This is a genomic window from Rheinheimera nanhaiensis E407-8 (assembly GCF_000296695.1).
In the GTDB taxonomy this organism is placed as follows: Bacteria; Pseudomonadota; Gammaproteobacteria; order Enterobacterales; family Alteromonadaceae; genus Alishewanella; species Alishewanella nanhaiensis.
In genome coordinates this window covers 1-25,626 of record NZ_BAFK01000006.1, presented here as the reverse complement: position 1 = coordinate 25,626, position 25,626 = coordinate 1, and the positions used below count along the sequence as shown (strand labels likewise).

At 44.6% G+C, this 25,626-nt stretch carries 23 protein-coding genes; all 23 read left to right on the top strand.

Annotated elements, in window-relative coordinates:
• Window positions 1-108: 108 nt before the first annotated feature.
• Window positions 109-2,817 (top strand): SLBB domain-containing protein, encoded by a 2,709-nt coding sequence (locus tag RNAN_RS06335; protein ID WP_008219962.1) that lies wholly within the window; start codon window positions 109-111, stop codon window positions 2,815-2,817.
• A 71-nt stretch (window positions 2,818-2,888) separates the two neighbouring features.
• Complete coding sequence (locus tag RNAN_RS06330; RefSeq protein ID WP_008219961.1) at window positions 2,889-3,833, top strand: Wzz/FepE/Etk N-terminal domain-containing protein; 945 nt, start codon at window positions 2,889-2,891, stop codon at window positions 3,831-3,833.
• Window positions 3,830-5,107, top strand: a complete 1,278-nt coding sequence (tviB, locus tag RNAN_RS06325; RefSeq protein ID WP_008219960.1) for a Vi polysaccharide biosynthesis UDP-N-acetylglucosamine C-6 dehydrogenase TviB — start codon at window positions 3,830-3,832, stop codon at window positions 5,105-5,107. The genes RNAN_RS06330 and tviB overlap by 4 nt, the downstream gene beginning before the upstream one ends.
• An 18-nt stretch (window positions 5,108-5,125) precedes the next feature.
• Entirely contained in the window at window positions 5,126-6,079 is a 954-nt protein-coding gene (locus RNAN_RS06320) for a Gfo/Idh/MocA family oxidoreductase (RefSeq protein ID WP_008219958.1), read from the top strand.
• Window positions 6,080-6,081: 2 nt separating this feature from the next.
• The gene (gene wbpD, locus RNAN_RS06315) at window positions 6,082-6,663 is read left to right on the top strand and encodes a UDP-2-acetamido-3-amino-2,3-dideoxy-D-glucuronate N-acetyltransferase (RefSeq protein WP_008219956.1); all 582 of its coding nucleotides are present in this window, start codon (window positions 6,082-6,084) and stop codon (window positions 6,661-6,663) included.
• A gap of 1 nt (window position 6,664) precedes the next feature.
• Entirely contained in the window at window positions 6,665-7,789 is a 1,125-nt protein-coding gene (locus RNAN_RS06310; protein WP_008219954.1) for a DegT/DnrJ/EryC1/StrS family aminotransferase, read from the top strand.
• The gene (gene rfbB / locus RNAN_RS06305) at window positions 7,786-8,859 is read left to right on the top strand and encodes a dTDP-glucose 4,6-dehydratase (RefSeq protein WP_008219952.1); all 1,074 of its coding nucleotides are present in this window, start codon (window positions 7,786-7,788) and stop codon (window positions 8,857-8,859) included. The genes RNAN_RS06310 and rfbB overlap by 4 nt, the downstream gene beginning before the upstream one ends.
• 3 nt (window positions 8,860-8,862) lie before the next feature.
• Window positions 8,863-9,732, top strand: coding sequence for a glucose-1-phosphate thymidylyltransferase RfbA (gene rfbA / locus RNAN_RS06300; protein ID WP_008219951.1), 870 nt, complete (start codon window positions 8,863-8,865; stop codon window positions 9,730-9,732).
• Window positions 9,729-10,823, top strand: coding sequence for a DegT/DnrJ/EryC1/StrS family aminotransferase (locus tag RNAN_RS06295; RefSeq protein ID WP_008219950.1), 1,095 nt, complete (start codon window positions 9,729-9,731; stop codon window positions 10,821-10,823). Before rfbA ends, RNAN_RS06295 begins: the two co-directional genes overlap by 4 nt.
• On the top strand, window positions 10,810-11,382 hold the full coding sequence (locus RNAN_RS06290; RefSeq protein WP_040551823.1) for an acyltransferase: 573 nt from the start codon (window positions 10,810-10,812) through the stop codon (window positions 11,380-11,382). The genes RNAN_RS06295 and RNAN_RS06290 overlap by 14 nt, the downstream gene beginning before the upstream one ends.
• A gap of 167 nt (window positions 11,383-11,549) precedes the next feature.
• Window positions 11,550-12,563, top strand: coding sequence for a TDP-N-acetylfucosamine:lipid II N-acetylfucosaminyltransferase family protein (locus RNAN_RS06285; protein WP_040551822.1), 1,014 nt, complete (start codon window positions 11,550-11,552; stop codon window positions 12,561-12,563).
• Between the two features lie 47 nt (window positions 12,564-12,610).
• Window positions 12,611-14,020, top strand: a complete 1,410-nt coding sequence (locus RNAN_RS06280) for a lipopolysaccharide biosynthesis protein (protein ID WP_040551821.1) — start codon at window positions 12,611-12,613, stop codon at window positions 14,018-14,020.
• A gap of 245 nt (window positions 14,021-14,265) precedes the next feature.
• Window positions 14,266-15,360 (top strand): glycosyltransferase, encoded by a 1,095-nt coding sequence (locus tag RNAN_RS06275; RefSeq protein WP_040551830.1) that lies wholly within the window; start codon window positions 14,266-14,268, stop codon window positions 15,358-15,360.
• 37 nt (window positions 15,361-15,397) lie between these two features.
• Window positions 15,398-16,465 (top strand): EpsG family protein, encoded by a 1,068-nt coding sequence (locus RNAN_RS06270; RefSeq protein ID WP_008219945.1) that lies wholly within the window; start codon window positions 15,398-15,400, stop codon window positions 16,463-16,465.
• Between the two features lie 10 nt (window positions 16,466-16,475).
• Window positions 16,476-17,579, top strand: a complete 1,104-nt coding sequence (locus RNAN_RS06265) for a glycosyltransferase family protein (protein WP_008219944.1) — start codon at window positions 16,476-16,478, stop codon at window positions 17,577-17,579.
• A gap of 29 nt (window positions 17,580-17,608) precedes the next feature.
• Window positions 17,609-18,757 (top strand): glycosyltransferase, encoded by a 1,149-nt coding sequence (locus RNAN_RS06260; protein WP_008219943.1) that lies wholly within the window; start codon window positions 17,609-17,611, stop codon window positions 18,755-18,757.
• Window positions 18,757-19,353, top strand: coding sequence for a sugar transferase (locus RNAN_RS06255; protein ID WP_008219942.1), 597 nt, complete (start codon window positions 18,757-18,759; stop codon window positions 19,351-19,353). Before RNAN_RS06260 ends, RNAN_RS06255 begins: the two co-directional genes overlap by 1 nt.
• Window positions 19,350-19,973, top strand: a complete 624-nt coding sequence (locus tag RNAN_RS06250; protein ID WP_008219940.1) for an acetyltransferase — start codon at window positions 19,350-19,352, stop codon at window positions 19,971-19,973. The genes RNAN_RS06255 and RNAN_RS06250 overlap by 4 nt, the downstream gene beginning before the upstream one ends.
• Window positions 19,974-19,982: 9 nt before the next feature.
• On the top strand, window positions 19,983-21,161 hold the full coding sequence (locus RNAN_RS06245) for a DegT/DnrJ/EryC1/StrS family aminotransferase (RefSeq protein WP_008219939.1): 1,179 nt from the start codon (window positions 19,983-19,985) through the stop codon (window positions 21,159-21,161).
• A 62-nt stretch (window positions 21,162-21,223) separates the two neighbouring features.
• Window positions 21,224-22,633, top strand: a complete 1,410-nt coding sequence (locus RNAN_RS06240; RefSeq protein WP_008219937.1) for an MBL fold metallo-hydrolase RNA specificity domain-containing protein — start codon at window positions 21,224-21,226, stop codon at window positions 22,631-22,633.
• A 107-nt stretch (window positions 22,634-22,740) separates the two neighbouring features.
• Complete coding sequence (locus tag RNAN_RS06235; RefSeq protein ID WP_008219933.1) at window positions 22,741-24,093, top strand: UDP-glucose dehydrogenase family protein; 1,353 nt, start codon at window positions 22,741-22,743, stop codon at window positions 24,091-24,093.
• A complete protein-coding gene (galU, locus tag RNAN_RS06230; RefSeq protein WP_008219932.1) occupies window positions 24,080-24,982 on the top strand; it encodes a UTP--glucose-1-phosphate uridylyltransferase GalU in 903 nt (300 codons plus the stop codon). Before RNAN_RS06235 ends, galU begins: the two co-directional genes overlap by 14 nt.
• A gap of 84 nt (window positions 24,983-25,066) precedes the next feature.
• The coding region (locus RNAN_RS06225) for a nucleoside-diphosphate sugar epimerase/dehydratase (RefSeq protein WP_040551820.1) at window positions 25,067-25,626 on the top strand (560 nt) is incomplete at its 3' end.

Genomic DNA, 25,626 nt, shown 5'->3' with positions numbered 1-25,626 from the left:
TCAATCAGGCGTGTACCATCAGGCATTAGGGTGCTGTAACCTAGTGGCGGTAGCGTGCCTGAAACAGACTAAATAGTCAGAATAACCAAATAACACTGGAGTTTTCGGGTGCTTAAATACGTTAAATATGCTTGCCTGGCACTGCTGCTGGGCTCACCTCTGGTTGCAGCGCAGGCAGTAACGCCATCGCCGGCCATGATAGAGCAGTTTAAAAAGTTGCCTCGGGCGCAGCAGGAGCAGCTGGCGCGCCAATACGGTGTTGATCTTAACCAGTTCTCTGCTGTCAGCCAAACGGCAGAGTCACAACGCGACCAGGTTGAACCGCTGACGCCGCGTGAGCCATCCCGGCAAACGGAACAAGACGTTAGCATGCAACAACAAGTTGAGCAAAAAGCACAGCGCTTTGGCCTGGCTTTGTTTAATGCTGACATCAGTACCTTTGCGCCGGTTGATAATGCCCCTGTACCAGAAGGCTACGTGCTGGGCGCCGGCGATACCTTACTAGTGCAGTTATTTGGTAAGCAAAGTAGTGACTTATCTTTAAGCGTCGACCGTGAAGGCAAAATAACCATTCCCGATTTAGCCCCCATGGTAGTAGGCGGCTTAACCTTTGCAACTGCCCGCGAACTTATTGCCGAGCGTGTCAGTGCTGCCATGATAGGCACCCAGGCGGCTGTGAGCATGGGCACCACGCGTAGTATCAATGTGTTTTTGGCAGGTGAAGCGAAAAACCCCGGTATGTATGCGGTGTCTGCCCTTACCAGTGTTACTCAGGCTTTATTTGTCGCCGGTGGCGTGTCTGATGTTGGCAGCTTGCGGGCAATTGAGGTTAAACGCCGTGGCGAAACCGTCGCCAGTTTTGACTTGTACAATTTATTGTTACGTGGCGATAACCGCGGTGATATTAACCTTAAGCACGGCGACGTAGTATTTGTGCCACCCTATAAAGCCTTGGCAGAGGTAACCGGTGAAGTGGTTCGTCCCGGTTTATACGAGCTTACAGCCAACGAACAGCTCAGCGACCTGGTGTCGATGGCCGGTGGCTTAAAGGCGACTGCTCACGCTGCGTCTGCGCGGTTAGAACGCATTAGTGCAAACAACCTGCGTGATATTAAAAACGTCGACCTGTCCAATAACAACAGCGGCAACGTCAGTGTTAAAAATGGCGACGTACTGCGGGTAGATCAAGTATCCAATCGGGTACAAAATCAGGTTACCTTAGCTGGCGCGGTTGCCCGCCCGGGAATGTACGCCTGGCGTCAGGGTATGCAGGTAAAAGATCTTATTCCATCACTGTGGTCCGACTTGCTCTGGTCGGCAGACTTAGACTACGCCCTTATCGTACGTCAGCAAAACCTGCGTGGCGATATTAGCGTACTGCAGTTTAATCTGGCCAATGCCCTAAACAGCCCTCAGCCCACAACGCAGCTGCAGGCCAACGATACCGTGCTGGTGTTTCACCATGCCGACAATGGTTATAAGCGCGATACGCTAAATGGCTATTTGCGTGAGCAACTGGCTCCTAAGCTTACCGCGTTATCACTAAATGCCACACTAGCAGGAGACGTAGCAGGGCGTACCTTTGAACAACTGAAAGTAGAGGATGCGCTACGCACCTCCGAAGTTCAGGCCAGTAATGATGAGGTTGCTGTCAGTGCCGAATCTTTGCTTAAAGCCCAGCTGCAGCAGCTGCTACAAAATGTGCTTACCGATAGTAGCCTAATAGCATATTCAGCCCATTTAACCCGTACCGAATTACTCTATCCGGTGCTGCAACGTTTAAAGCAGCAAAGTAATGTGCAACATAGCGTGCAGCTGGTGTCGGTATCTGGTGAAGTAAAAGTACCGGGTGAATACCCGCTGACGCAGGGCGCCGGCGTTACCGATTTACTCGCCGCAGCTGGCGGTGTTAACCCGGCAGCGTTTTTACAGCGCGCCGAGCTTAGCCGTTATAAGTTAACTAACGGCGAGCAAAACGCAGTAACGGTAAGCCATATGCCGGTTAATCTGGCGGCTATAGTTGAGGGGCAGGCAGCACAACTGCCGCTGCAAAGCCGCGACCGGCTTAATATTTTTGCTACGCCAGACTGGTCATTAGCGCGTAAAATCACCATTCAGGGTGAAGTACGCTTCCCTGGTGTCTACAGTATTCAAAAGGGTGAAACGCTATCCGACGTGCTTGCCCGTGCTGGCGGTGTTACCGACGATGCCTTCTTATACGGCGCTGTATTTACCCGGCGCAATATTCAGCAGCGCGAGCAGGTGCAGCATAAACGCTTGTTGGAACAGTTAAAGTCAGACATTGCTACCAAAGCACTTACGGCGAGTAGCTCAATGACAACCCCTGCTGATGCGATGGGCATGATAGCGCAGCTGGAAAATATGACCCCCGTTGGCCGGCTGGTAATAAATGCCGAGCAAATACTGGCAGCAAACCCACAGCATAACCTGGTAGTAGAAGATGGCGATCAGCTGCTTATTCCAAGGCGCAACAGCGCAGTGTCGGTATTAGGTGAGGTGCAGTTACCGGGCACGCACCGTTACGACACCAGTGTGAATGTCGAGCAGTATATCCGCCTGGCCGGTGGTATGCGTAAACGCGCCGACGAAGACCGTATTTACGTTATCCGCGCAGACGGCTCTGTGTATGTGCCCAACCGCAGCTGGTATAGCGTAAAATCAGACGTGTTAAAACCGGGCGACACCATCATAGTGCCGCTAGACACCGACTACAAAGATGGCTTAAGTCTGTGGGCCCAGGTAACGCAAATTTTCTATCAAACTGCAGTAGCAATAGCAGCGCTTAATTCATTCTAAATCCTGAGTGTAAGGGCGCATTATTGCGCCCAGCTGTTAATTGTTAAGTGAGCGAATTTTCAAGGAACTCTATGTCTGAACAACAAAACGCCACGCTTTCGCGTGTGGCCGACGACGAAATAGACCTGCGCGAGCTATTCGCTGCTATCTGGCAGGGTAAGTGGCTTATTATCGCGGTCACGGCGATTTTTGCCGTTGCATCGGTGTTTTATGCGCTAAGCTTGCCGAATATTTATAAATCTGAGGCGTTGTTAGCGCCGGCCGCCGAGCAAAAAGGGGCTGGGTTATCGGGCCAATTAGGTGGCCTAGCCGCGCTTGCTGGTGTTAGCTTGGGCAGTGGCGCCGGGGTGGATAAAACTGCCTTGGCTATTGAGGTAGTAAAATCGCGCGATTTTCTCAGCCGCTTTATTCAGCAGCGTATTCAGCTGCAAGACTTAATGGCGGTTAAAAGCTGGGACCTTACTACTAACTCTCTAAAATACGACTTAGATGTTTATAACCCGGAAAGTCAACAGTGGCTGCGCGAAGTTAAACCACCAAAGCAAGCTCAGCCCTCTTTGCAGGAAGCTTATAAAGCGCTGTCTGAAATCCTCAGTGTAAGCCAGGACAAAACTACCGGCATGGTAAAGCTGAGTATCGAGCATCAATCGCCCTATATCGCGCAAAGCTGGGTGCAAATGCTGATTGCCGATTTAAACCTGGAAATGAAAACCCGCGATATTGAAGAAGCCGAAAAAAGTATTGCCTATCTGCAGCAGCAAATTAGCCAAACCAATATCGCAGATTTACGCACCGCGCTGTATTCACTCATTGAGGAGCAAACTAAAACTTTAATGCTGGCGAATGTACGTGATGAATATGCGTTAAAAGTTATAGATAGCGCGATAGTGCCGGAAGAAAAGGCCCGGCCAGCTAGGGCTGTTCTTGTTATCGTTTGTACGTTTTTAGGTGGTTTTATTGCGATATTCGCAGTTATTTTACGGCATTATTTTAGACAGAGCAGGGCGTCGGTTTGAGAGATCTAGATAAAGTACATATTGCCATTGTAGGCCTGGGCTACGTTGGCCTGCCATTGGCGGTCGAGTTTGGTAAACACTACGCTACCTTGGGTTTTGACATTAACCAGGCGCGCATCCGTGAGTTACAGCGTGGCGAAGACCATACGTTGGAAGTGAGCTCAGAAGAGCTGTCAGAGGCCACTAAGCTTAGCTACAGTGCAGATATCAACGACTTACGTCGCGCCAATGTGTTTATTGTTACCGTGCCCACCCCGATAGACGAGCACCGCCAGCCCGATTTAACCCCGCTGATAAAGGCGTCAGAAACCTTAGGTAAAGTGATTAAAGCCGGTGACGTCGTCATTTACGAGTCTACCGTGTACCCGGGCGCCACCGAAGAAGATTGTATTCCGGTGATTGAGCGCGTATCTGGCCTTAAATACAACGTCGACTTTTTTGCCGGCTACAGCCCTGAGCGGATAAACCCGGGCGATAAAGAGCATCGGGTCACGACGATTAAAAAAGTCACTTCGGGCTCCACGCCAGAAGTTGCTGAATTTGTCGATGGCTTATACCGCAGCATTATTACCGCCGGCACCTACAAAGCCAGCTCAATCCGGGTGGCAGAAGCAGCCAAAGTTATCGAAAACACCCAGCGCGATTTAAATATTGCCCTGATAAACGAACTGGCGGTGATTTTTAACAAGCTGGGTATCGACACCGAAGAAGTGCTGCTGGCAGCAGGCACCAAATGGAATTTCCTGCCGTTCCGGCCGGGTTTAGTCGGCGGCCACTGTATCGGGGTAGACCCTTACTATTTAACGCATAAGGCACAGTCTGTAGGTTATCACCCCGAGGTTATCCTCGCTGGGCGGCGTATTAATGACAGTATGGGACAATACGTTGTTAGTGAGCTGGTAAAGGCAATGCTAAAAAAACGTATTCACGTAGAAGGAGCCCGGGTACTTGTTATGGGGTTAACTTTTAAAGAGAACTGCCCTGATATTCGTAACACTAAAGTGGTCGATATTATTACCGAGTTAAAAGAATATGGTGTAATGCCCGATGTGTTTGATCCCTGGGTTAATGCCGAAGAAGCACTACACGAATATGGCATAACGCCGATTGCTGCGCCTGTACAGGGCAACTACGATGCCGTTATATTAGCCGTAGGTCACAGCGAATTTAAAGCGATGGGCGCTAAAGGCGTCAGAAAGTTTTGTCGGCCAGACAGTGTTATTTATGACTTAAAATATGTACTTGATAAAAATCTGGTAGATATTCGTTTTTAAAATTCAGAGAAATTAAATATGAAAAATTTTGCGTTAATTGGTGCAGCAGGTTACATAGCACCACGTCATATGAAAGCAATCAAAGAAACAGGTAATAATCTGGTTGCTGCATTAGATAAAAACGATTCTGTGGGTATTATCGATAGCCATTTCCCAGATGCGGATTTTTTTACGGAATTTGAACGCTTTGATCGCCATATAGACAAGTTACGTCGCGAAAACAATGGCAAGCAAGTGGATTATGTTGGCATTTGCTCGCCAAATTATCTGCATGACTCGCATATGCGTTTTGCCTTACGTGCCGGTGCTGATGCCATTTGTGAAAAGCCGTTAGTGCTCAACCCATGGAATATCGATGGTTTGCAGGAAATTGAGCGTGAAACTGGTCGTAAAGTGAATACTATTTTGCAGTTGCGCTTACATCCGGCCATTATTGAACTCAAAGCAAAAGTCGCCGCCAGCCCGGCGGATAAAAAGTTTGATGTTGATCTAACTTATATTACGTCTCGCGGCCACTGGTATCTGCAATCCTGGAAAGGCGATGATAAAAAATCCGGCGGTATTTCCACTAATATCGGTGTGCATTTTTACGACATGCTGCATTTTGTGTTTGGCAAGCTACAAGACAATAAAGTGCACTTTAACTCGCCAACCAAAGCCGCCGGTTACTTAGAGTATGAAAAAGCCCGGGTGCGCTGGTTCTTATCGGTAGATGTTAATGATATACCGGCAGAGGTGCGTGCGGCTGGCCAGCGCACATATCGTGCTATTACCGCTGATGGCGAGTCTATCGAGTTTTCTGATGGCTTTACCGATTTACACACCGTAAGTTATCGCGAAATTCTCGCTGGCCGCGGCTTTGGTTTAGAGGAAAATAGGGTAGCCATTGAAACAGTAGCCAATATTCGTAACGCCCCTATCAGCCCGTTAACCGGCGATTATCATCCTTTTGTAACCAAACTGACGAGATAGCCATGGCTGATTATCAAGCGCATCCAAGCGCTATTGTCGACGATGGCGCCTTTATTGGCGAAGGCTCACGCGTTTGGCATTTTGTTCACGTTTGTGGCGGCGCTAAAATTGGCAAAGGCGTTTCACTTGGTCAAAACGTCTTTGTCGGCAATAAAGTTACCATTGGTGACAAATGCAAAATCCAGAACAACGTATCAGTGTACGACAATGTGCACTTAGAAGAAGGCGTCTTTTGCGGTCCTAGTATGGTGTTTACCAATGTATATAACCCGCGCTCGCTAATTGAGCGTAAGAACGAATACCGCGACACTCTGGTAAAAAAGGGCGCTACGTTAGGCGCTAATTGCACTATTGTCTGTGGCGTCACTATAGGTGAATTTGCTTTTGTCGGTGCCGGCGCTGTTATTAATAAAGATGTGCCTGCATATGCCCTAATGGTCGGCGTACCTGCTAAACAAGTCGGCTGGATGAGCGAGTTTGGCGAGCGGTTAAACCTGCCTGTGACAGGTGAGGGCGAGGCGCTATGTCAACACACTGGCGACCGTTACATTCTTAAAAACAATTTGTTAAGCAAGGTTAGCTAACATGCAGTTTATTGATTTAGCCGCGCAGTATAAGCATTTAAAACAGCGTATTGACCAACGTATTCAAACAGTTCTTGACCATGGCAACTACATAATGGGGCCAGAGGTTGAGGAACTCGAAATTAAGTTGGCAGAGTACGTAGGTGTAAAGCATTGTATCAGCTGTGCTAACGGAACTGATGCACTGCAACTTGCCATGATGGTACTGGATATTAAACCTGGTGATGCGGTGTTTTGCCCCACCTTTACCTTTTTCGCCACGGCCGAAGTAGTCGCTTACGCCGGTGCTACGCCAGTGTTTGTCGACTCAGACGAGCGCACTTTTAATATTTGCCCTAAAGATTTAGAGCGGCGCATTCAACAGGTGATAGCAGAGGGTAAGTTAACACCGCGCGCGATTATTGCTGTTGACCTGTTTGGTTTACCAGCCAATTATCTTGAGCTCGAAAAAATAGCTGCTAAATACAATTTAAAGCTAATTGAAGATGCGGCGCAGGGCTTCGGCGGCGAAATAAATGGCAAACGTGCCGGCAGTTTTGGCGATATGGCCACCACCAGCTTTTTCCCGGCTAAACCATTGGGCTGTTATGGTGACGGCGGTGCTGTTTTTACTAACAGCGATGAGTATGCGGCTTTATTCCGTTCATATCGGGTGCATGGCAAGGGCAAAGACAAATACGACAATGTACGCATTGGTGTTAACAGTCGGTTAGATACGTTGCAAGCAGCTATCTTGCTGGAGAAACTTGCTGAATTTCCGCAGGAGCTTGTTAATAGAAACCGTTTAGCGGCACTGTATAGTACTCAATTAACAGGAAATTACCTTAAGCCTCATATACCTCAGGGGTATACAAGCTCTTGGGCACAATACACCCTTGTCAGCGATAACAGGGATGCAATAATGGCCAGCTGCAAAGAGCAAGGTGTGCCAACGATGATCTACTACGGCACCTGCATGCACCAACAAACCGCCTTTAGCGCGCTGGGTTACACTGATGCAGACTTCCCAACAGCATCTAAGCTGGCAAAACAGGTCTTTAGCATACCTATGCACCCCTACATGGCTGAGGCTAGTTTTGTTTCTGTACTGGAGGCTTTGGCTAAATCTGGTGTGGAGATCCAATGAAGCTATTAATTACTGGTGGTGCGGGTTTTATCGGTTCTGCTGTAGTCCGCCATATCTGTACTAACACTAATAACGAAGTCGTTAACCTCGACAAATTAACTTATGCCGGTAATTTAAACTCATTAGCTGATGTGTCCGATAATACTCGTTACACATTCGTCCAGGCAGATATTTGTGATGCAACGGCAATGGCTGCAGTATTCGAAAAGCATCAACCTGATGCCGTTATGCATTTGGCTGCTGAAAGCCATGTCGACCGCTCTATAGATGGCCCGGCAGCTTTTATTGAAACCAATATTGTTGGTACTTACTCCTTGCTGGAGGCTGCGCGTAATTATTGGAAAGCTTTACCGGAAGAGCGTAAACAGGCATTTCGTTTTCACCATATCTCTACCGATGAAGTGTACGGTGATTTGCATGGCACTGATGATTTGTTTACTGAAACTACACCTTATGCGCCAAGCAGCCCATATTCGGCCAGTAAAGCCAGTTCAGATCATTTAGTGCGGGCCTGGCAGCGTACTTACGGCTTGCCGGTTATTGTAACTAATTGCTCTAACAACTATGGCCCTTACCATTTCCCGGAAAAGCTGATACCGCTGATTATTTTAAATGCCTTAGCTGGCAAGCCGCTGCCGGTGTACGGCAAGGGCAACCAGGTGCGCGACTGGCTTTACGTAGAAGATCACGCCCGTGCTTTGTACAAGGTAGTAACCGGGGGCGTAGTTGGTGAAACCTATAACATCGGCGGCCACAACGAAAAACAAAATATCGAAGTGGTGCATGCCATCTGTGAGCTGATGGACGAACTGGCACCAATGCATGAGCGCGGTTACCCACTCAACACTAAACACGCATCACTCATCACTCACGTAACCGATCGCCCTGGTCACGACTTACGCTACGCTATTGACGCCAGCAAAATAGAACGTGAACTTGGCTGGAAGCCCGAAGAAACTTTCGAAACCGGCTTACGCAAAACCGTGCAGTGGTACTTAAACAATAAAAACTGGTGGCAGGCAGTACTGGACGGCAGCTACAAGCTGGAGCGTTTAGGGCAAGGAGCTTAGCAAATGAAAGGTATAGTATTAGCCGGTGGTTCGGGTACACGCTTGTATCCTATAACCCGTGGTGTATCTAAGCAGTTGTTGCCAGTTTATGACAAACCGATGATTTACTATCCATTGTCGGTGCTGATGCTGGCTGGTATACGAGATATTCTGATCATTACCACACCGGAAGACCAAGCAGCATTCCAGCGTTTACTGGGCGATGGTAGTGACTTTGGTATTCATCTTAGCTATGCAGCACAGCCAAACCCGGACGGTTTGGCCCAAGCCTTTATTATTGGTGAAGAATTTATCGGTAATGATAATGTATGCCTGGTGCTGGGCGATAACATTTTCTACGGCCAGAGTTTTAGCCCCAAGTTAAAACAAGCAGCTGCCAGAAAAACAGGGGCGACGGTATTCGGTTATCAGGTGCGCGATCCCGAGCGTTTTGGCGTGGTGGAGTTTGACGAAAACAAAAAAGCTATTTCTATAGAAGAAAAACCGGCCAAACCAAAGTCTAACTATGCGGTAACCGGGCTTTATTTTTACGATAATGATGTTATCGACATAGCCAAACGAATCGAGCCGTCAGCACGGGGTGAGTTGGAAATTACTTGTGTTAACCGCGAATATCTAAAGCGCGGAAATTTGCAGGTTGAAATGCTGGGCCGTGGTTTTGCTTGGCTGGATACCGGCACCTACGACAGCCTGCTTGAGGCATCATCGTTTGTGCAAACGATTGAACACCGGCAGGGATTTAAAGTCGCAGTGCTTGAAGAGATTGCTTTTATTAATGGTTGGTTATCAGCAGCGGATATTAGCCGGATTGCCGATACTATGACGAAGAACAGCTACGGCCAGTATTTAGCTGAGTTGGTGAAAGCAAAATGATTCCAGTTAATAAACCTTATTTACCTGCATTTGAAAAATACACCAAGTACCTTGAACGCGTTTATGACAAAGCCTGGTTAACAAACAACGGCCCTTTAGTTCAGGAACTAAAAGTACGGCTGGAAGAATATCTGGGCGTAAAAAACTTATTGCCAGTGGCTAATGGCACTCTCGCTATGCAACTTGCCTATAAAGTGTTTAATTTAAAAGGCAATGCGGTAACTACGCCTTTTACATTTATCGCCACCAGCAGTAGTTTGGCATGGGAAGGTATAACCCCCAAGTTTGCTGACATTGACCCGCTAAGTTATAACTTATGCCCGAATAAAGCTCGCCAGGCCATAGATACCGACACCACAGCGATAGTGCCAGTGCATGTATACGGTAACCCTTGTGATGTTGAAGCGTTTGAGCAAATAGGCAAAGAGCACAAAGTTAAAGTGATTTACGATGCCGCCCACGCTTTTGGGGTTAAGGTAAATGGTAATAGCGTACTGAATTATGGCGATGCATCTACCCTAAGCTTCCATGCTACCAAGGTGTTTCACAGTGTTGAAGGCGGAGCTGTTATATTTAAAAATAGTGACGACTACGAGCGCGCCGTCTTAATGACCAATTTTGGCATTGATACATCTACAGGCAATATCGTTGACGCCGGTATTAATACAAAAATGAGCGAAGTACATGCCGCTATGGGGCTTGCCGTATTGGATGATATTGACCAGATCCTGTCACATCGTATTGCACTTTATGAACAGTATTGTGATGGTTTACAAAGCTTAGGTTATCAACCAATCTGGAGAAGTCACGCGACAAAAAATGGGGCCTATCTTCCGATCACATTTAAAGACGATATCCAATGTACTCAGGTACTTAACTCCCTGGCAAGAAATGGCATAACCGCAAGACGCTATTTTTCACCATCATTAAACCTGGTCGAGAATTTTAAAGATCAGTACGCCGCGCAATGTCCTGTATCTGAATCGCTATCAAATAGGACGCTGTGTTTGCCGCTCTATTATGCCCTGTCATCAGAAGACGTTTCACTAATCATTTCTGAAGTTGGGAAAGCAATATATGCCAACGCTTAATGATAAGCAGATACAGTCTCTGGGCTTTAAATCGCTTGGTAAAAATGTTCGTATTTCTGATAAAGCAAGCATTTACAATGCGTCGAACATTAGCTTGGGTGATAACGTCCGTATAGATGATTTTGCAGTTTTGTCTGCTGGTGACGGAGGTATAAGAATAGGTAGTCATATACATATTGCCGTTTACAGCAGTTTGATCGGCGCAGGTAGCATACTTATTCAAGACTTTTCCAACCTGTCATCCAGAGTGTCGGTGTATAGTTCTAGTGACGACTACTCCGGAGCATCCATGACTAATCCATGCATTTCGGGAAAATATAAGAAAGTAACTCATAGCCCCGTTGTAATAGAAAAACATGTGATTATTGGCTGCGGCACCGTTATTCTGCCAGGTGCTCATCTGTATGAGGGTGTTGCCTTAGGCGCATTGAGTCTTGCAAAAGGTGAATATCCCGAGTGGAGCATCTATGCGGGTAACCCCGCAAAATTTATTAAAGAACGAAAGAAAACAGCCCTCCAGCTGGAAGTGGATTTTCTGGCAGAATATAACGCTAACTGACTAAAATAATAATGGTTAAAATACTACATATCAGTTCAAAAAATGTATTTTTGAATGAAGCAGTGTCATCGTTTGAGCGGGTTTTCCCTCAGCAAAACTCTGTTTGGTTGCATTCTTGTAATGTATCTTCAGGAACAGACGTACACCGTTTTGAAAGGTCTTTCTCAATGTCTGATTTTTTCAGGTTTTCTTTCTACAGAGAGTTGAGAAATTTTGACCTTATTGTATTTCATTCTTTATCAATTTTTTTGTATCCCATAATTTTGTTTTCGTCAAAAAAAACTAAGTTGGCATGGCTTGGTTGGGGTTTTGATTACTATGATTATATTTCCGATAATAAGAAAAATTTTATTTTGCCAGCGACGCTAAAAATAAAAGATCTTATTCATCAATCTTTACAATCTGAAAAAGCAGATTATTCTCCATTTAAGAAAATAATTAAGGCTGTGTATTTAATGTTTTTTGAGAAAAAAGCAATTTCAAAATTCAACAGCTTTTCACCTGTTTTGCATAGTGAGTATCAACTTATAGAGCAATTAAAACTGATGCATCATGTTCCGGATTTTTGTCAATGGAATTATGGTTCTCTAGAAGACTTCCATGCGAAAAATATCCTAGGAAAAACTGTAACTGGTAATGCTATTTTAATTGGCAATAGTGCTACATATACTAACAATCATATAGAAGCATTCGAAACTATATCGACTTCTTTAAGTAGGATTAATGCCGTACGGGATGTATATGTACCGTTGAGCTATGGCGATGAATCATACAAAGATTACGTAGTTGATTACGGTAGAGATTTTTTTAAACATGCATTTAAACCAGTATTAGAGTTTATGCCTCTGGATGAATATTCAACTCTGTTAATGAATTGTGGTTTTGTAGTTATGAACCACATAAGGCAGCAAGCTTTAGGTAATATTATTATGATGGTATATCTCGGTGCCAGAGTTTTTTTAAGGGAAGATAATCCACTTTATGATTACTTTGTAGGTATTGGTGCTGTCGTAAATAAAATATCGGATTTAGAAAGTCATCCAGAGTTGTTGTCGACGCCATTAACCGAAGCGGACATAAAAGCTAATAAAAAAGCGCTTTATACACACTGGTCTAGAGCAGTCATAGATTCAAACACAGAAAAATTAGTGCGCTATCACGTTGGGCCTCGGGCAGATTAATTATTTATTTATGTTTTCTGCTGTCTTAAAAACTTAGAGTATATTACTTGAATTTAAGAAACGTTACTTTATTTGCGTTAGGGCCGATCGGTGCAGCAGCTTTGGGACTTATTACCGTTCCGGTATTGGCCTGGGCGTTCAGTATGGAAGATATTGGCCGCTTAAATGTATTAAATGTGACGGTATCGCTGGCTCTACTGATTTGTATGCTGGGGCTGGATCAGGCCTATGTCAGACATTATCACGAGACGAAAGATAAACCTGCTCTGCTAAAGGCTTGTCTTTGGCCGGGGTTGATATTGTTGTCGATACTGGCGATATGCTGTGGTGTATTTGCAAAGGACATATCTCTGCTAATGTATGGTGAGGAGGCGGGCAGGTATTTCTGGATAACTCTGTACTGTGTAATAACGGCTTTTATTTCCAGGTTTCTCTCACTTATCTTACGAATGCAAGAACGTGGCTTGGCGTATTCAATGAGCCAAATTATTCCTAAGTTAGTTATGCTGGTAGCAGTGGGCATTATTATATTTTCAGGTATTGCCAGAGAGTTCCTTACTTTACAGTTAGCATTCCTTGCGTCTACGTCAACGGTATTGATCGTTTACGCCTGGAACACACGCAACGAATGGCAAAGTGCCTTTCGAAGTAGGCCGGACTCTGAGAGCGGGAAACAGCTGCTGAACTTTGGCGTGCCGCTTGTATTTTCCGGAGTTATATACTGGGGCCTAATGGCGACCAGTACCGTCACGCTGAGAATGTATGCACCTTTATCCGAGTTAGGCCTTTATTCAGTCACTGCCAGCTTTGCCGCTGCTGCCAGTATTTTCCAGTCTGTGTTTTCAGTTATATGGGCGCCAACGGTATATAGATGGCATGCAGAGAGTGCTGATATGGGAAAAGTTCATGCAATAAGCAAGCAGGTGCTGATGGCAATTTGTGTGATTTGTGCCTTGTGTGGCATTTTTTCCTGGATAACAGACTATCTGCTGCCACAAGGCTACGCATCTGTAAAATACTTATTGCTGTGCGCACTGATAGCGCCATTAATGTACACCTTGTCAGAAGTGACTTGCGTAGGTATTGGCATTACTAAACGTACCGGTCTTACTATTTGGATAACACTGGCTGCTTTTGTAGTAAACGTATTGCTGAGTATTAAGTTGGTGCCCCTATTTGGCGCTGCAGGTGCTGTAGTAAGCAATGCAATCGCTTATGTAGTGTTCTTTATTATGAGAACAGAGGTTTCATCTTTTATCTGGCGATCCTTCCCCAGAGCAAAAATATATTTTTTTGTAGTACTTTTACTTTTCTTGACTGTAGTAACATTGCTGAGTCCAGAATATGGCACTTATACATATGTCGTTATTTGGCTTTGTTTTATACCTTTGGTAGGTGTATTCTTCAGAAAAGAAGCGTATGAGTTACTGCATACGATTAAATTAACAAGGAGTTAGATATCTATTGTTTATCGCTAACCGATAGTGTTGTTGAAACATAATTTTTTTGGGGGGGTTAATACAATATTAATAAATGGAAAATGATATTGACTAGACTTGGTTTTTTTTGTCAGCGTTTTCTTCTAAAGATATTTATGGTCAAGTGACTTCTTACTGTGGTTTTTATTTTTGAATAAGCAACATTGCTTGGCTGCTTACAATGGGTATCGATTCAGTATTATTCTGATAATGTAGAGCGTTTCATGAAAAAGATATTAATTGTCGGGTTGCCTTTTTTTGCTGAAAAATATACCTATATGATGGACTCTTATAGTTCGATTGGTGTTCACCCGAGGGTCTTAATCAACTCTGATTATGTTGGTTATGGTAGCGATTTTGACATGCATTTCGCTGGAAAGGGTACGTTTTCGCGTATGTACAATTATGCTAAAACCATAAGGACCTATAATCCAGATTTCATTGATTGTTATGATTATTCCATATTGTCTTTATACTATGTTTTTGTAGCAAAGGTTCTTGGTGTTAAAGTAAGGTTCTGGCTGATAGGTGGGGAGTTAAAGGGCGACAAAACCCACTTCAATCGCAAGTCTTTCTTCTTGAGTCTATTCGTTAATGTGAAGAAGGTGCTTACAAGACAGAGTTTGAGGCTTTCTGATAAGATCTTTGCTAAAGAAGTTCATCATTTGGACTCAATTAAATCTATTGGAGAGGATTTACTTGCTAAAGTAGTAAGCATCTATAATTGTGTGCCAGTTGAAGATAATTATCATTCGCGCTCAAAGATAAGTAAAGATTTTATATATGCTAATGCTGTTATCGAAAGTCGCAACGTCAAGTCTTTGGTTGAGGCATTTTCATCTCTTAAGAAAAATAATTTTGTGTTTTCTGCTTCTATCTTTGGATTTAACTCTATTTCCAATGTTGTATACGGTGTGAGAGGAGAATCCTATTCCAATGATGTTTTGGAACTTTATGAAGAACTTGATATTGGTGATGTTGTTTCAGTAGATGGTTTCATAAAAGATATCGGCGTTGAGTTAGTAAAACACAAATTTTTCTTGTTCCCTGCAGAAGTGATTTTAGCTAACTACGCGTTACTGGAGGCGATGTCTCATGGTTTAGTGCCTATAATTTTTCCAGGTGACGGGTATGAGAAAATTATAACGGATGGAGTTAACGGCATAGTAGCATTTGACTTTGACATTTACTCTGCTTTGGAAAGAGCATTAAAACTATCAGAAGATGATTATGCGAAAATGTCTGAGGCAGCATATCGAAAAATTAAGACTGAATTTTCTCTATCGCATTGGTCTTCTAAGCTGTTAGATACTCTTTAAACAGTGAAATAATACTTGTCTAAATGATGGTTACTCTATGCTGCCATACTTATTGATATTTTTTAGTTTGTATTCTTCAATTATTTACGATAGGACAAAGTTTGAAAAACTAGTTTTTGTATCTTTATCCTTTGTTTTATTTATTTTTTCTGCTTTTCGTGTCGGAGGAACTGGTCCTGCTGATTATGATGCATATCTACGACTATATTCAAAGGTAGCAAGCTGGGAAAATGTTGTTGATCCAACTATACATGCAGAGGCTGGTTTCAGAATTCTATCGTATGTAGGTAATGCCGCAGGCTTTGATGGTCAATTTATAATTTTCTCCATGGCGTTGTTATCTGCGTTTCCAATAGTGTGGGTGATTCATAAGTATTCGTGTTATCGAATTATTTCGTTGCTGGTCTGGATGCCATATTTTTTAACAATGAATATGCATGCTTCAAGAGTGTCAGTGGCCGCAGCTTTTGGGTTGCTTTTTATCATTAATTATTACTACTCGAAAAAAATTATCTCTTTGCTGTTTCTGTTGTTGGCAATTTCATTTCACAGCTCTGCAATTTGTTTGCTTCTGGTCTTTCTAACGAAATTGACTTACCGACAACTGATGTCGGTTTTTTGTATTTCGATATTTTTTGGCTTTGCGATGAATCCGTTAATTCTAATAGCAGACGCTTTTAAGCTTGTTGGGTTGGATATTATTTCGTGGATGATAGTGTCTTATATGTCCTCTGATGATTACGGATATCCTATGAAGTTTTACGATCCCAGGATAATCCTTGGTGTTGTTACTATATTATTGATATATAACATTAGAAGGTCTTTAGTTGATGCATTTGATAATTATGTGTTTAAGTTGTTTTTTATTGGTGTGATATTAATTGTTTTGTTTTCAAGTGTTACTATAATTGCTTGGCGTTTGAGTTACTTTTATCTTATTTCATGTGTTTTGGTTATTCCTCTCATATGTAAGTATTATAATTACAGGTTTTCTGTGTCGCTTGGCTATATAAGAGTAATGTCAAACTTTTACTCGCTAATTTATGTTCTTTATGTTTTTCCAATTGTCTATAACGCACAGTCTTATGGTTTTTACTTAGGTTAGAAAATATTTAATGAAAAAATTGCTTATGATTGACACTACTTGGCCTATTAATAGCCGAACCGAAAGATTTAGAGTGTCACTGTCGAAAAAGTACTTAGTGCATGTCTCGGCTTGGAATCGAGGGGCTTCTAAGAATGACTCTGTGCAATGTCATGATATATTAGATAGCAATATCAAGTATGGGAATAGGTTTGGAAAGCTTTTTTTACTACCAAAATTTATTAGACACAATGTTCGTGTAGTAGAAAATAATTCGCCGGATATTATTTTTGCTAGCCATTGGGATTCCTTAATTTGCGCTGTTATTGCAAAAAAAATAACAGGAAGTACAGCTAAAATTGTTTACGACTGTTTGGATTTGCCTAGTTCCAGTAACAGGCTGCTACTGAAACTGCTAAAGACGGTAGAAGGTTTTAGTTTAAGCTATACTGATTTTGTGATTTTTGCCTCTAGATATTATCCAGATTTATATAATTTAAATCAGAGTTACCTTGTTTACGAAAATTACCCTTCGAGATATTCTGCTCCAGTTCTGGATAGTTCGCCTTCGTGGTATGACTTAGCAAAAGAATTGAAAATTGAAAGCAGTGCTTCGATATCTTGGATTGGAGTCGTACGATACCCAGAAGTTTTATGTAATTTAATCCTATCGATTAGAGCCTTAGATGTTAAGTTATTTGTTTTCGGTGATGGACCCAGCCTGGATTATTTGAAAAGTTATGTAATATCAGAGGGGCTTGAAGGGAGGGTTCATTTTTTCGGAAGGTATAAATATAACGAACTCCCTTTTATATATGAAGTTACAGATTTTGTTTGGGCTGCTTACCCGACTTTGGATTTTAATTCTGTCTACGCTATATCAAATAAGTATTTCGAAAGTTCTTTATTTTGCCGTGTACCTATATTTTCTAATAACACTAAAATGGCAGAAAGTTTAAGAGGAAGAAATCCTAGCGTATTGCTTGTTGATGAGTATGATGTTGATAGTATATCTGTTACGTTGAGTAGTGCTATTGGCGAAGATATTATTAATTTACCTTTTTGTAAATATGAAGAAGACGTGTTCTGGGATGACGTGGAAGATAAACTTTTCGACGCTCTTAGCGGCATTTAGCTTGATATTTGAATAATTGAAGTGTGTATATGAAAAAAATACTGATTGTTGCCCCTTACTGCTCATTGCCTTCGGAGCCTTATTTTAATCGGTTTTTATATTTGGCTCAGCAGATGGCTGGCTTATATGAGGTTACACTGGTTACCAGTAAGTTCAGGCATTTTGACAAGGCTCATAGGGGGGATGTCGGTTTTTCGACATTTAGAATTTGTCTTATTGATGAGCCGGGCTATAAAAGTAATGTTTCTTTTAACAGATTGATAAGTCACAGGGTTTTTATCAATGGTTTTAAATCATGGCTAAATGAAAACTTTGATTTTGATCTCGTTTATTCTGCTTACCCGCTGATTGAGACTAATGTTATTTTGGGGAAGTTGAAGAAAGAAAAGAATTTTAAGTTGGTAGTCGACGTGCAAGATATATGGCCTGAGTCTATTTCTTCAGCGATACCGTTGGTCGATTATATCTCACCTCAGTACCTGCCTTTCTCAAGCAAAGCGAATAAAGCTTATGCCTCTGCCGACGGTCTGGTGGCTGTTTCAAAAACGTATATGGATAGAGCGAGGGTGGCGAATAAGCATGCTTTATCTGAAGTGGTATATATTGGTAGCGATTTTGAGCTTATCCGTAACGCAGTTCCTAAAGTTAAGGATAAAGCAAAGTTTTTATTAGTTTACATTGGTACCTTAAGTTACAGTTATGATGTTGAGACTATAATAAGGGCTGTTAATGCATTGGTTGCTAATGGCTATCCTATAGAATTTCATATTTTTGGCGGCGGGGGATTCGAAGCGAACCTCAAGAAGGTTGCAAAAGATGGAGTCGTCTTTCACGGTTTTATGAATATACGGGAAGTTTATTCGTTCATGAAAGGTTGTGATGTTGCAGTCAATTGTCTTTCATCTGCTGCGAAGCAGTCCGTGACAAATAAGCTTTCTGATTTTATGAGTGTTGGCATTCCAATTCTTAACAGTCAACGTAATGAAGAAGTTCTGGAGTTGTTACAAGGTAAGGATCACGAGAATTACATTTCAGGCGACTTTAAAGATGCAACGGATAAAATTTTATCGATGTACAATCGCAGATTAGAGTTAAATTTCAAACCTGATATTCGATTTGACCGGGAAGTTGAGTATAAGAAAATTTTTAACTTAGTCGAAGAGATGTTGAGGATGTAATGGTACGATTTTTTAGTTTTATAGTGTCTCTGGTTGCTTTGCTTGCTTTGTCGCCATTAATTGTTCTGGTAGCTTTATTTATAAGAATTAAACTCGGTTCACCCGTGCTGTTTAAGCAAGTCCGTCCTGGTTTATACGGTAAGCCATTTAATATGCTGAAGTTTCGCTCCATGCTGGATGCGACTGATAAAGAGGGTAACCCGCTACCCGACGAAATGCGCTTAACCCGCTTTGGCCGCATTTTACGCTCTACCAGCTTAGACGAACTGCCTGGGCTAATTAACGTGTTAAAAGGTGATATGAGCCTGGTGGGGCCAAGACCATTATTAATGGAATATTTGCCTTTGTATTCTGCCGAGCAGGCCAGACGACATGAGGTGCGGCCTGGTATTACCGGTTGGGCACAGGTTAATGGCCGTAATGCGATTAGCTGGGAAGATAAATTTAAGTTAGATGTCTGGTATGTAGATAACCGCAGCATTTGGCTGGATATAAAAATTTTATTTTTAACGGTTAAAAAAGTGTTTGTGCGCGAAGGTATCTCTGCTGCAGGTGAGGCTACCATGTCGAAATTTACTGGCAGTAGTAACAGATGAAAACCCTCGCAATAGTTGGTGCTAGCGGCCACGGTAAGGTGGTTGCCGATGCGGCATTGAGTACGGGCTTGTGGCACGAGGTGGTTTTTTACGACGATGCCTGGCCAGCTAAAACAAAAAACGGCAGTTCAGATGTAATCGGCAACACTCAAAGCCTGTTTGGTTTGCATGAGAAGCCTGAGGTTATTGTTGCTATAGGTAATAATAAAATTCGGCTGGCAAAACAGCGCGAGCTATTAAGTGCTGGCTTTAATCTTGCCACTGTCGTGCATTTATCGGCCATAGTGTCGCGTTCAGCCATTATTAAAGCGGGTACTGTGGTTATGGCCGGTGCTGTTATTAACGCTGATGTTGTTGTTGGTGCTGCCTGCATTGTCAACTCAAATGCGGTGGTTGAGCATGACTGTATTTTGGGGGATGCCGTGCACATTAGCCCCGGCGCTGGTTTGGCGGGCGGTGTTGTGGTTGGTGAAAGCAGTTGGGTTGGAATAGGCGCATCTGTTATTCAATTAAAGCGTATTGGTAAGAATGTGATGGTTGGTGCAGGTGCTGCGGTAGTTAACGATCTACCTGATGGTGTAACTGTGGTGGGTGTGCCTGCAAAAATTATTAAGTCGTGATGGAGCGCTATGTTAAACACTAAATTTTCTCCCTGGCCAAGCTTTACTGAAGAAGAGGCCAATGCTGTTCGTGATGTGGTGTTGTCTAATAAGGTTAATTACTGGACAGGCCAGGAATGTCGTGAGTTTGAAAAGGAGTTTGCTGCCTGGGCGGACGCTAAATACGCTGTCGCGCTGAGCAATGGCACTTTAGCGCTGGATGTGGCTTTAAAAGCTTTGGGCGTTTGTGTAGGTGATGATGTTATTGTTACGCCACGCACTTTTTTGGCTTCAGCGTCGTCTGTAGTAACTGCCGGTGCTAACCCGGTGTTTGCTGATGTGGATCTAAATAGCCAAAATATTACTGCCGAGACGATCGAAAAGGTGCTAACGCCGAATACTAAAGCCGTGATAGTGGTGCATTTGGCAGGCATGCCAGCTGATATGGACCCCATTATGGCGCTTGCAGCTAAGCATGGTTTTGCGGTGATAGAAGATTGCGCGCAGGCACATGGTGCTAAGTATAAAGGCCGGTCTGTCGGCTCAATTGGCCATATTGGCGCCTGGAGTTTCTGTCAGGACAAAATTATGACTACCGGCGGTGAAGGTGGCATGGTAACTACCAACGATAAAACGCTTTGGTCACGCATGTGGTCGTACAAAGATCACGGTAAGAGCTTTGAAGCGGTGTACGAGCGCGAGCACCCGCCAGGATTTCGCTGGGTGCACGAGAGTTTCGGTACCAATTGGCGGATGTTAGAAGTGCAAGCGGTTATTGGCCGTATTCAGTTGCGCCGTATGGCTGAATGGACCAAATTGCGCCAGCAAAATGCCGCCAAGCTGGATGCTATAGCATCTAAATATCCGGTTTTACGCTTGGTGGCTGTGCCGTTAGATTATGAGCATGCTGAATACAAGCACTATTTCTTTGTTAATCCTGAGCAATTAGCTGATGGCTGGACCCGGGATCGCATAGTTGATGAAGTTGTCTCTCGCGGTGTGCCTTGTTATCAGGGTAGCTGCTCCGAAGTGTATTTAGAGAAAGCCTTTGATAACACGCCATGGCGGCCAAAAGAACGCTTGACTAATGCCCAACTGCTTGGTGAAACCAGCATTATGATGTTAGTGCATCCAACCCTAACGGCAGAAGAGATTGATAAGAGTTGTCGTGTGCTCGGTGAGGTGTTGGCACAAGCAAACCGTGAGTAGTCATTAGCCTAATGAGAGCGGCAATTATTGCCGCTCTGAGAAGTCATAAAAAAGGATTTTCTATGACGTTATACCCCACACCCAAATTCATCCACCACGGCGCTGTAGATGGCGTTACCGGCTCTTGCCACGAATACCGCTTAAGTGACGATTACGGCCTGCTGATTGACTGCGGTTTGTTTCAGGGCGCTGAAGTGTCTAACAGCGGCTCGGCGGGCAAGCCACAGATTGATTTTGCCATCGGGCATATTCGCGCCCTTATTGTTACCCATGTGCATATTGACCATGTGGGGCGTATTCCGTATTTATTAGCCGCTGGCTTTAGCGGGCCAATTTATTGCACCCAGGCTTCGGCAGTGTTGTTGCCACTGGTGCTGGAAGACGCGGTAAAGATGGGTATTAGCCGCGACCCTACACTGATAAACGGCGTGTTGGCGCGGCTGCGCCGCCAGTTAGTGCCTTGTGATTTTAACCGCTGGCTGGCCTTGCCTGAACTTGCCGGCGCGGCACCTATGCTGCGCTTTCAGCACGCCGGCCATATTTTAGGCTCGGCTTATGTAGAGCTTAAGCACAATACGCCACTTAAAAAAGGCTATAAAACCGTGTTTTCTGGCGACTTAGGTGCGCCTTACGCGCCGCTGTTGCCGGCACCCAAAGCGCCTTATGCGGCTGATGAAGTGGTTATCGAAAGCACCTATGGTGACAGGTTGCATGATGACAGGCGCAGCCGTATAAAGCGTTTAGAGCAGGTGCTGCTGCATTCGCTAAAAGATAATGGCACCGTATTGTTCCCGGCTTTTAGTATTGGCCGCACCCAGGAGCTGTTGTACGAGCTGGAAGCCATTATTCACCGCTTGCGTGGCCAGAAAATACACCAGCACCTTAAGTGGGATGAGCTGCAAATAATTGTCGACTCGCCGCTCGCGGCGCGTTTTAACCAGGCTTACAGTGAGTTAAAGCCTTACTGGGATAACGAGGCGAAAAGCCGGCTGAAGCAAGGCCGACATCCGCTTAGCTTTGAACAGCTTCATACTATAGATGACCACGCCCAGCACCAGGCCTTGGTGCAGTTTTTAGCCCAAAGCCGCCAGCCAGCAATAGTGATTGCTGCCAGTGGCATGTGCGAAGGCGGCCGGGTAGTGAATTACTTAAAAGCCTTATTGTCAGATAGCGCCCATCAGGTGGTGTTTGTTGGTTATCAGGCGCGCGGTACGCTTGGCGCAGCGATACAGCAATATGGCCCCAAAGGTGGTTATGTTGATATTGACGGCGAGCGCATAGCCATAGCGGCGGAAATTATTACGTTAAGTGGCTATTCAGCCCACGCTGATAAAACAGGTTTAGTGAATTTTGTTAGCCGGATGCATAAAGTGCCTGACAGAGTGCGCATAGTGCATGGTGATAACGGCGCCAAACAAGCACTGCAGCAGGCGCTGGCGGTTTATGTTAAAGACGTAGTTATTAGTGTTTAGTAGTGAATGTTGAGTGATGAGTTGTGAGTGCTTAGGGCTTGGTTTTAAGGTAAACTCCGCCTCCATAACTAAACACTCATAACTCATCAGTGTGCTGAGGAATTTCAATGAAGGTCACGGTTTTTGGTATCGGTTACGTTGGGCTGGTGCAGGCGGCGGTATTAGCCGAAGTTGGCCATCATGTGGTGTGTGTTGATATTGATGAGCATAAGGTAGCCCAGCTGCGGCAAGGCGTTATCCCGATTTATGAGCCGGGTTTAGCACCGCTGGTAGAGGACAATATTAAAGCAGGCCGTTTGGAGTTTACTACCGATGCCGCTGTCGGTGTGGAACACGGCGAGGTGCAGTTTATTGCCGTAGGAACACCGCCGGATGAAGATGGCTCGGCAGATTTAAAATATGTGTTAGCCGTGGCAAAAACTATTGCGCAGTATTTAAACCATTCGACAGTCGTGATTGATAAATCGACAGTGCCGGTGGGTACGGCTGACAAAGTCAGGTTGATGATTAAGGCTGAGCTTGACCGTCGTGGCGTGGATATCGCCTTTGACGTAGTATCAAACCCTGAGTTTTTAAAAGAAGGTGCAGCGGTTGCCGATTGTATGCGTCCCGATCGGATTATTGTTGGTACCTATGACGACAAGCCAAAAGACGTGATACGTGAGTTGTACGAGCCTTTTAACCGCAACCATGAAAAATTAATTTTTATGGATGTGCGCTCGGCCGAGCTGACTAAGTACGCGGCTAACTGTATGTTGGCGACCAAAATTTCTTTTATGAACGAAATGGCTAATCTGGCAGAGCTGTTAGGTGCAGATATTGAAGCGGTGCGCAAAGGTATTGGCTCAGATCCGCGTATTGGCTATCACTTTATTTACCCAGGTTGTGGCTATGGTGGTTCTTGCTTTCCTAAAGATGTGCAGGCACTTATTCGCACCGCGGAGCAAAATGGTTACCAGCCGAATATTTTGCATGCGGTAGAGAACGTTAATAACAAGCAGAAACAACGTTTACCCCAGTTGGTGCACCAACATTTTGGTAGTGATTTAACTGGTAGAACCTTCGCGCTGTGGGGCCTGAGCTTTAAACCCAAAACCAATGATGTGCGTGAAGCCAGCAGCAGGGTACTAATGGAGCAGTTGTGGCAGGCAGGTGCATCGGTGCAGGCGTTTGACCCTGAAGCGATGGAAGAGATCCAACGTATTTATGGCGTAAGAGATAATCTGACTTTAGTGGGTACCAAAGAGGCGGCACTGAAAAATGCCGATGCACTGATCATTTGCACCGAGTGGCAACAATTTAAAGCGCCTGATTTTGATATGATTAAACAGCAACTAAAGCAGGCAGTGATATTTGATGGTCGCAATTTGTATGAGCCGGAGCGGATGGCAAGAAAAGGTTTTAGTTATTACGCTATAGGCCGTGGCGAGAGTGTAAGGAAGATTAATGAAAGTTACTAAAGCCGTTATCCCTGTTGCCGGGCTGGGTACCCGTATGTTGCCAGCCACTAAGGCAATACCCAAAGAAATGCTACCGGTGGTGGACAAGCCGCTTATTCAGTATGTAGTGCAGGAATGTATTGCTGCTGGCATGAAGGAAATTGTGCTGGTTACCCATTCGTCAAAAAACAGCATTGAAAACCACTTTGATAAAAGCTTTGAACTGGAATCGATGCTGGAAAAACGGGTAAAACGCCAGTTACTGGACGAAGTGCAAGCCATTTGCCCGAAAGACGTGACTATTATGCATGTGCGGCAGGGGGAGGCAAAAGGCCTGGGCCATGCTGTGCTGTGTGCCCTGCCATTAGTGGGCGATGCGCCTTTCGCCGTGGTGCTGCCAGACGTGCTGATCGACAGCTACGACAGCGATTTAAGTCACGATAACCTGGCTGCTATGGTAAAACTTTACCAGCAAACTGGTACCAGCCAGGTAATGGTAGAGCCGGTGCCGCAGCAGTTGGTAAGCAGCTACGGTGTAGCCGATGTAGAAGGGCATAAGTTGCAGCCTGGTGAGTCGGTAAATATGACGGCGATAGTTGAAAAACCGGCCGTGGAAGAGGCACCGTCTAACCTGGCAGTAGTGGGCCGTTATGTATTTAGCCCGCATATTTGGCAGTGTTTGCGCCGCACGCCGGTGGGTGCCGGTGATGAAATTCAGTTAACCGACGCTATTGCCTTGTTAATGGAAACCGAAGCGGTTAATGCTTACCATTTAACCGGACGTAGCCATGATTGCGGCAATAAGCTGGGCTATATACAGGCTTTTGTCGAATATGGCCTGCGCGATAAACACTTGGGCCCTGGTTTTAAAATATGGCTTAATACCTTGCTGGGCAAAAAACCAGGTTAAAGTGTTGCCTTAGCAAGTGCTATACTTGCGCACACTTGTAAGACGTAATACATCGCTATTGGCGATATAAGGTTGGAGTAACAGATGCTGGCATGGTTGCTGGGCTTGCCCAGGGCAGTAAAACGGCTAATTTCAGTTTCCGCTGATATGTTTTTTTTGGTTAGCTCGCTGTTTGCCGCGTATTTTTTAACGCAGCAAGAACAGCGCTCTGACGTGCCGCAGATTGCGCTGGCATTTGCCATAACGCTGCCAATTACGCTGTTTATCTTTACCAAACTGGGGTTATATCGCGCGGTTATCCGCTATATTGGCCAGCATGCATTGGGCGCGGTGTTAAGTGGTATTGTTAGTAGTGCCTTTATTTTGGCGCTGTTATTTGGCGTATTACAGGTGCATGAAAAAGGCAACCTGATCTTTGTTTATGCCATTTTGGCGCTGGTGAGCTCGGGTGGTTTACGCTTGCTGGCGCGCATGTTTTTAGTGCAGCGTAATAATGGCCACAAAGAGCGGGTGCTTATTTATGGCGCCGGCTCGTCTGGCCGTCAGTTAGCCCAGGCACTGATTAACGGTGAGCAATACCACCCGGTGGGGTTTGTTGACGATGATACTACCTTGCATCGCTCTACCATTTTAGGTGTGCCGGG

Bases quoted from the DNA above. Each gene is read 5' to 3' on its own strand.
- RNAN_RS06330 (WP_008219961.1), top strand. From the start codon at position 2,889: ATGTCTGAACAACAAAACGCCACGCTTTCGCGTGTGGCCGACGACGAA.
- RNAN_RS06320 (WP_008219958.1), top strand. From the start codon at position 5,126: ATGAAAAATTTTGCGTTAATTGGTGCAGCAGGTTACATAGCACCACGT.
- wbpD (WP_008219956.1), top strand. From the start codon at position 6,082: ATGGCTGATTATCAAGCGCATCCAAGCGCTATTGTCGACGATGGCGCC.
- RNAN_RS06310 (WP_008219954.1), top strand. From the start codon at position 6,665: ATGCAGTTTATTGATTTAGCCGCGCAGTATAAGCATTTAAAACAGCGT.
- rfbB (WP_008219952.1), top strand. From the start codon at position 7,786: ATGAAGCTATTAATTACTGGTGGTGCGGGTTTTATCGGTTCTGCTGTA.
- rfbA (WP_008219951.1), top strand. From the start codon at position 8,863: ATGAAAGGTATAGTATTAGCCGGTGGTTCGGGTACACGCTTGTATCCT.
- RNAN_RS06295 (WP_008219950.1), top strand. From the start codon at position 9,729: ATGATTCCAGTTAATAAACCTTATTTACCTGCATTTGAAAAATACACC.
- RNAN_RS06290 (WP_040551823.1), top strand. From the start codon at position 10,810: ATGCCAACGCTTAATGATAAGCAGATACAGTCTCTGGGCTTTAAATCG.
- RNAN_RS06285 (WP_040551822.1), top strand. From the start codon at position 11,550: ATGTCTGATTTTTTCAGGTTTTCTTTCTACAGAGAGTTGAGAAATTTT.
- RNAN_RS06275 (WP_040551830.1), top strand. From the start codon at position 14,266: ATGAAAAAGATATTAATTGTCGGGTTGCCTTTTTTTGCTGAAAAATAT.
- RNAN_RS06270 (WP_008219945.1), top strand. From the start codon at position 15,398: ATGCTGCCATACTTATTGATATTTTTTAGTTTGTATTCTTCAATTATT.
- RNAN_RS06265 (WP_008219944.1), top strand. From the start codon at position 16,476: ATGAAAAAATTGCTTATGATTGACACTACTTGGCCTATTAATAGCCGA.
- RNAN_RS06260 (WP_008219943.1), top strand. From the start codon at position 17,609: ATGAAAAAAATACTGATTGTTGCCCCTTACTGCTCATTGCCTTCGGAG.
- RNAN_RS06255 (WP_008219942.1), top strand. From the start codon at position 18,757: ATGGTACGATTTTTTAGTTTTATAGTGTCTCTGGTTGCTTTGCTTGCT.
- RNAN_RS06250 (WP_008219940.1), top strand. From the start codon at position 19,350: ATGAAAACCCTCGCAATAGTTGGTGCTAGCGGCCACGGTAAGGTGGTT.
- RNAN_RS06245 (WP_008219939.1), top strand. From the start codon at position 19,983: ATGTTAAACACTAAATTTTCTCCCTGGCCAAGCTTTACTGAAGAAGAG.
- RNAN_RS06240 (WP_008219937.1), top strand. From the start codon at position 21,224: ATGACGTTATACCCCACACCCAAATTCATCCACCACGGCGCTGTAGAT.
- RNAN_RS06235 (WP_008219933.1), top strand. From the start codon at position 22,741: ATGAAGGTCACGGTTTTTGGTATCGGTTACGTTGGGCTGGTGCAGGCG.
- galU (WP_008219932.1), top strand. From the start codon at position 24,080: ATGAAAGTTACTAAAGCCGTTATCCCTGTTGCCGGGCTGGGTACCCGT.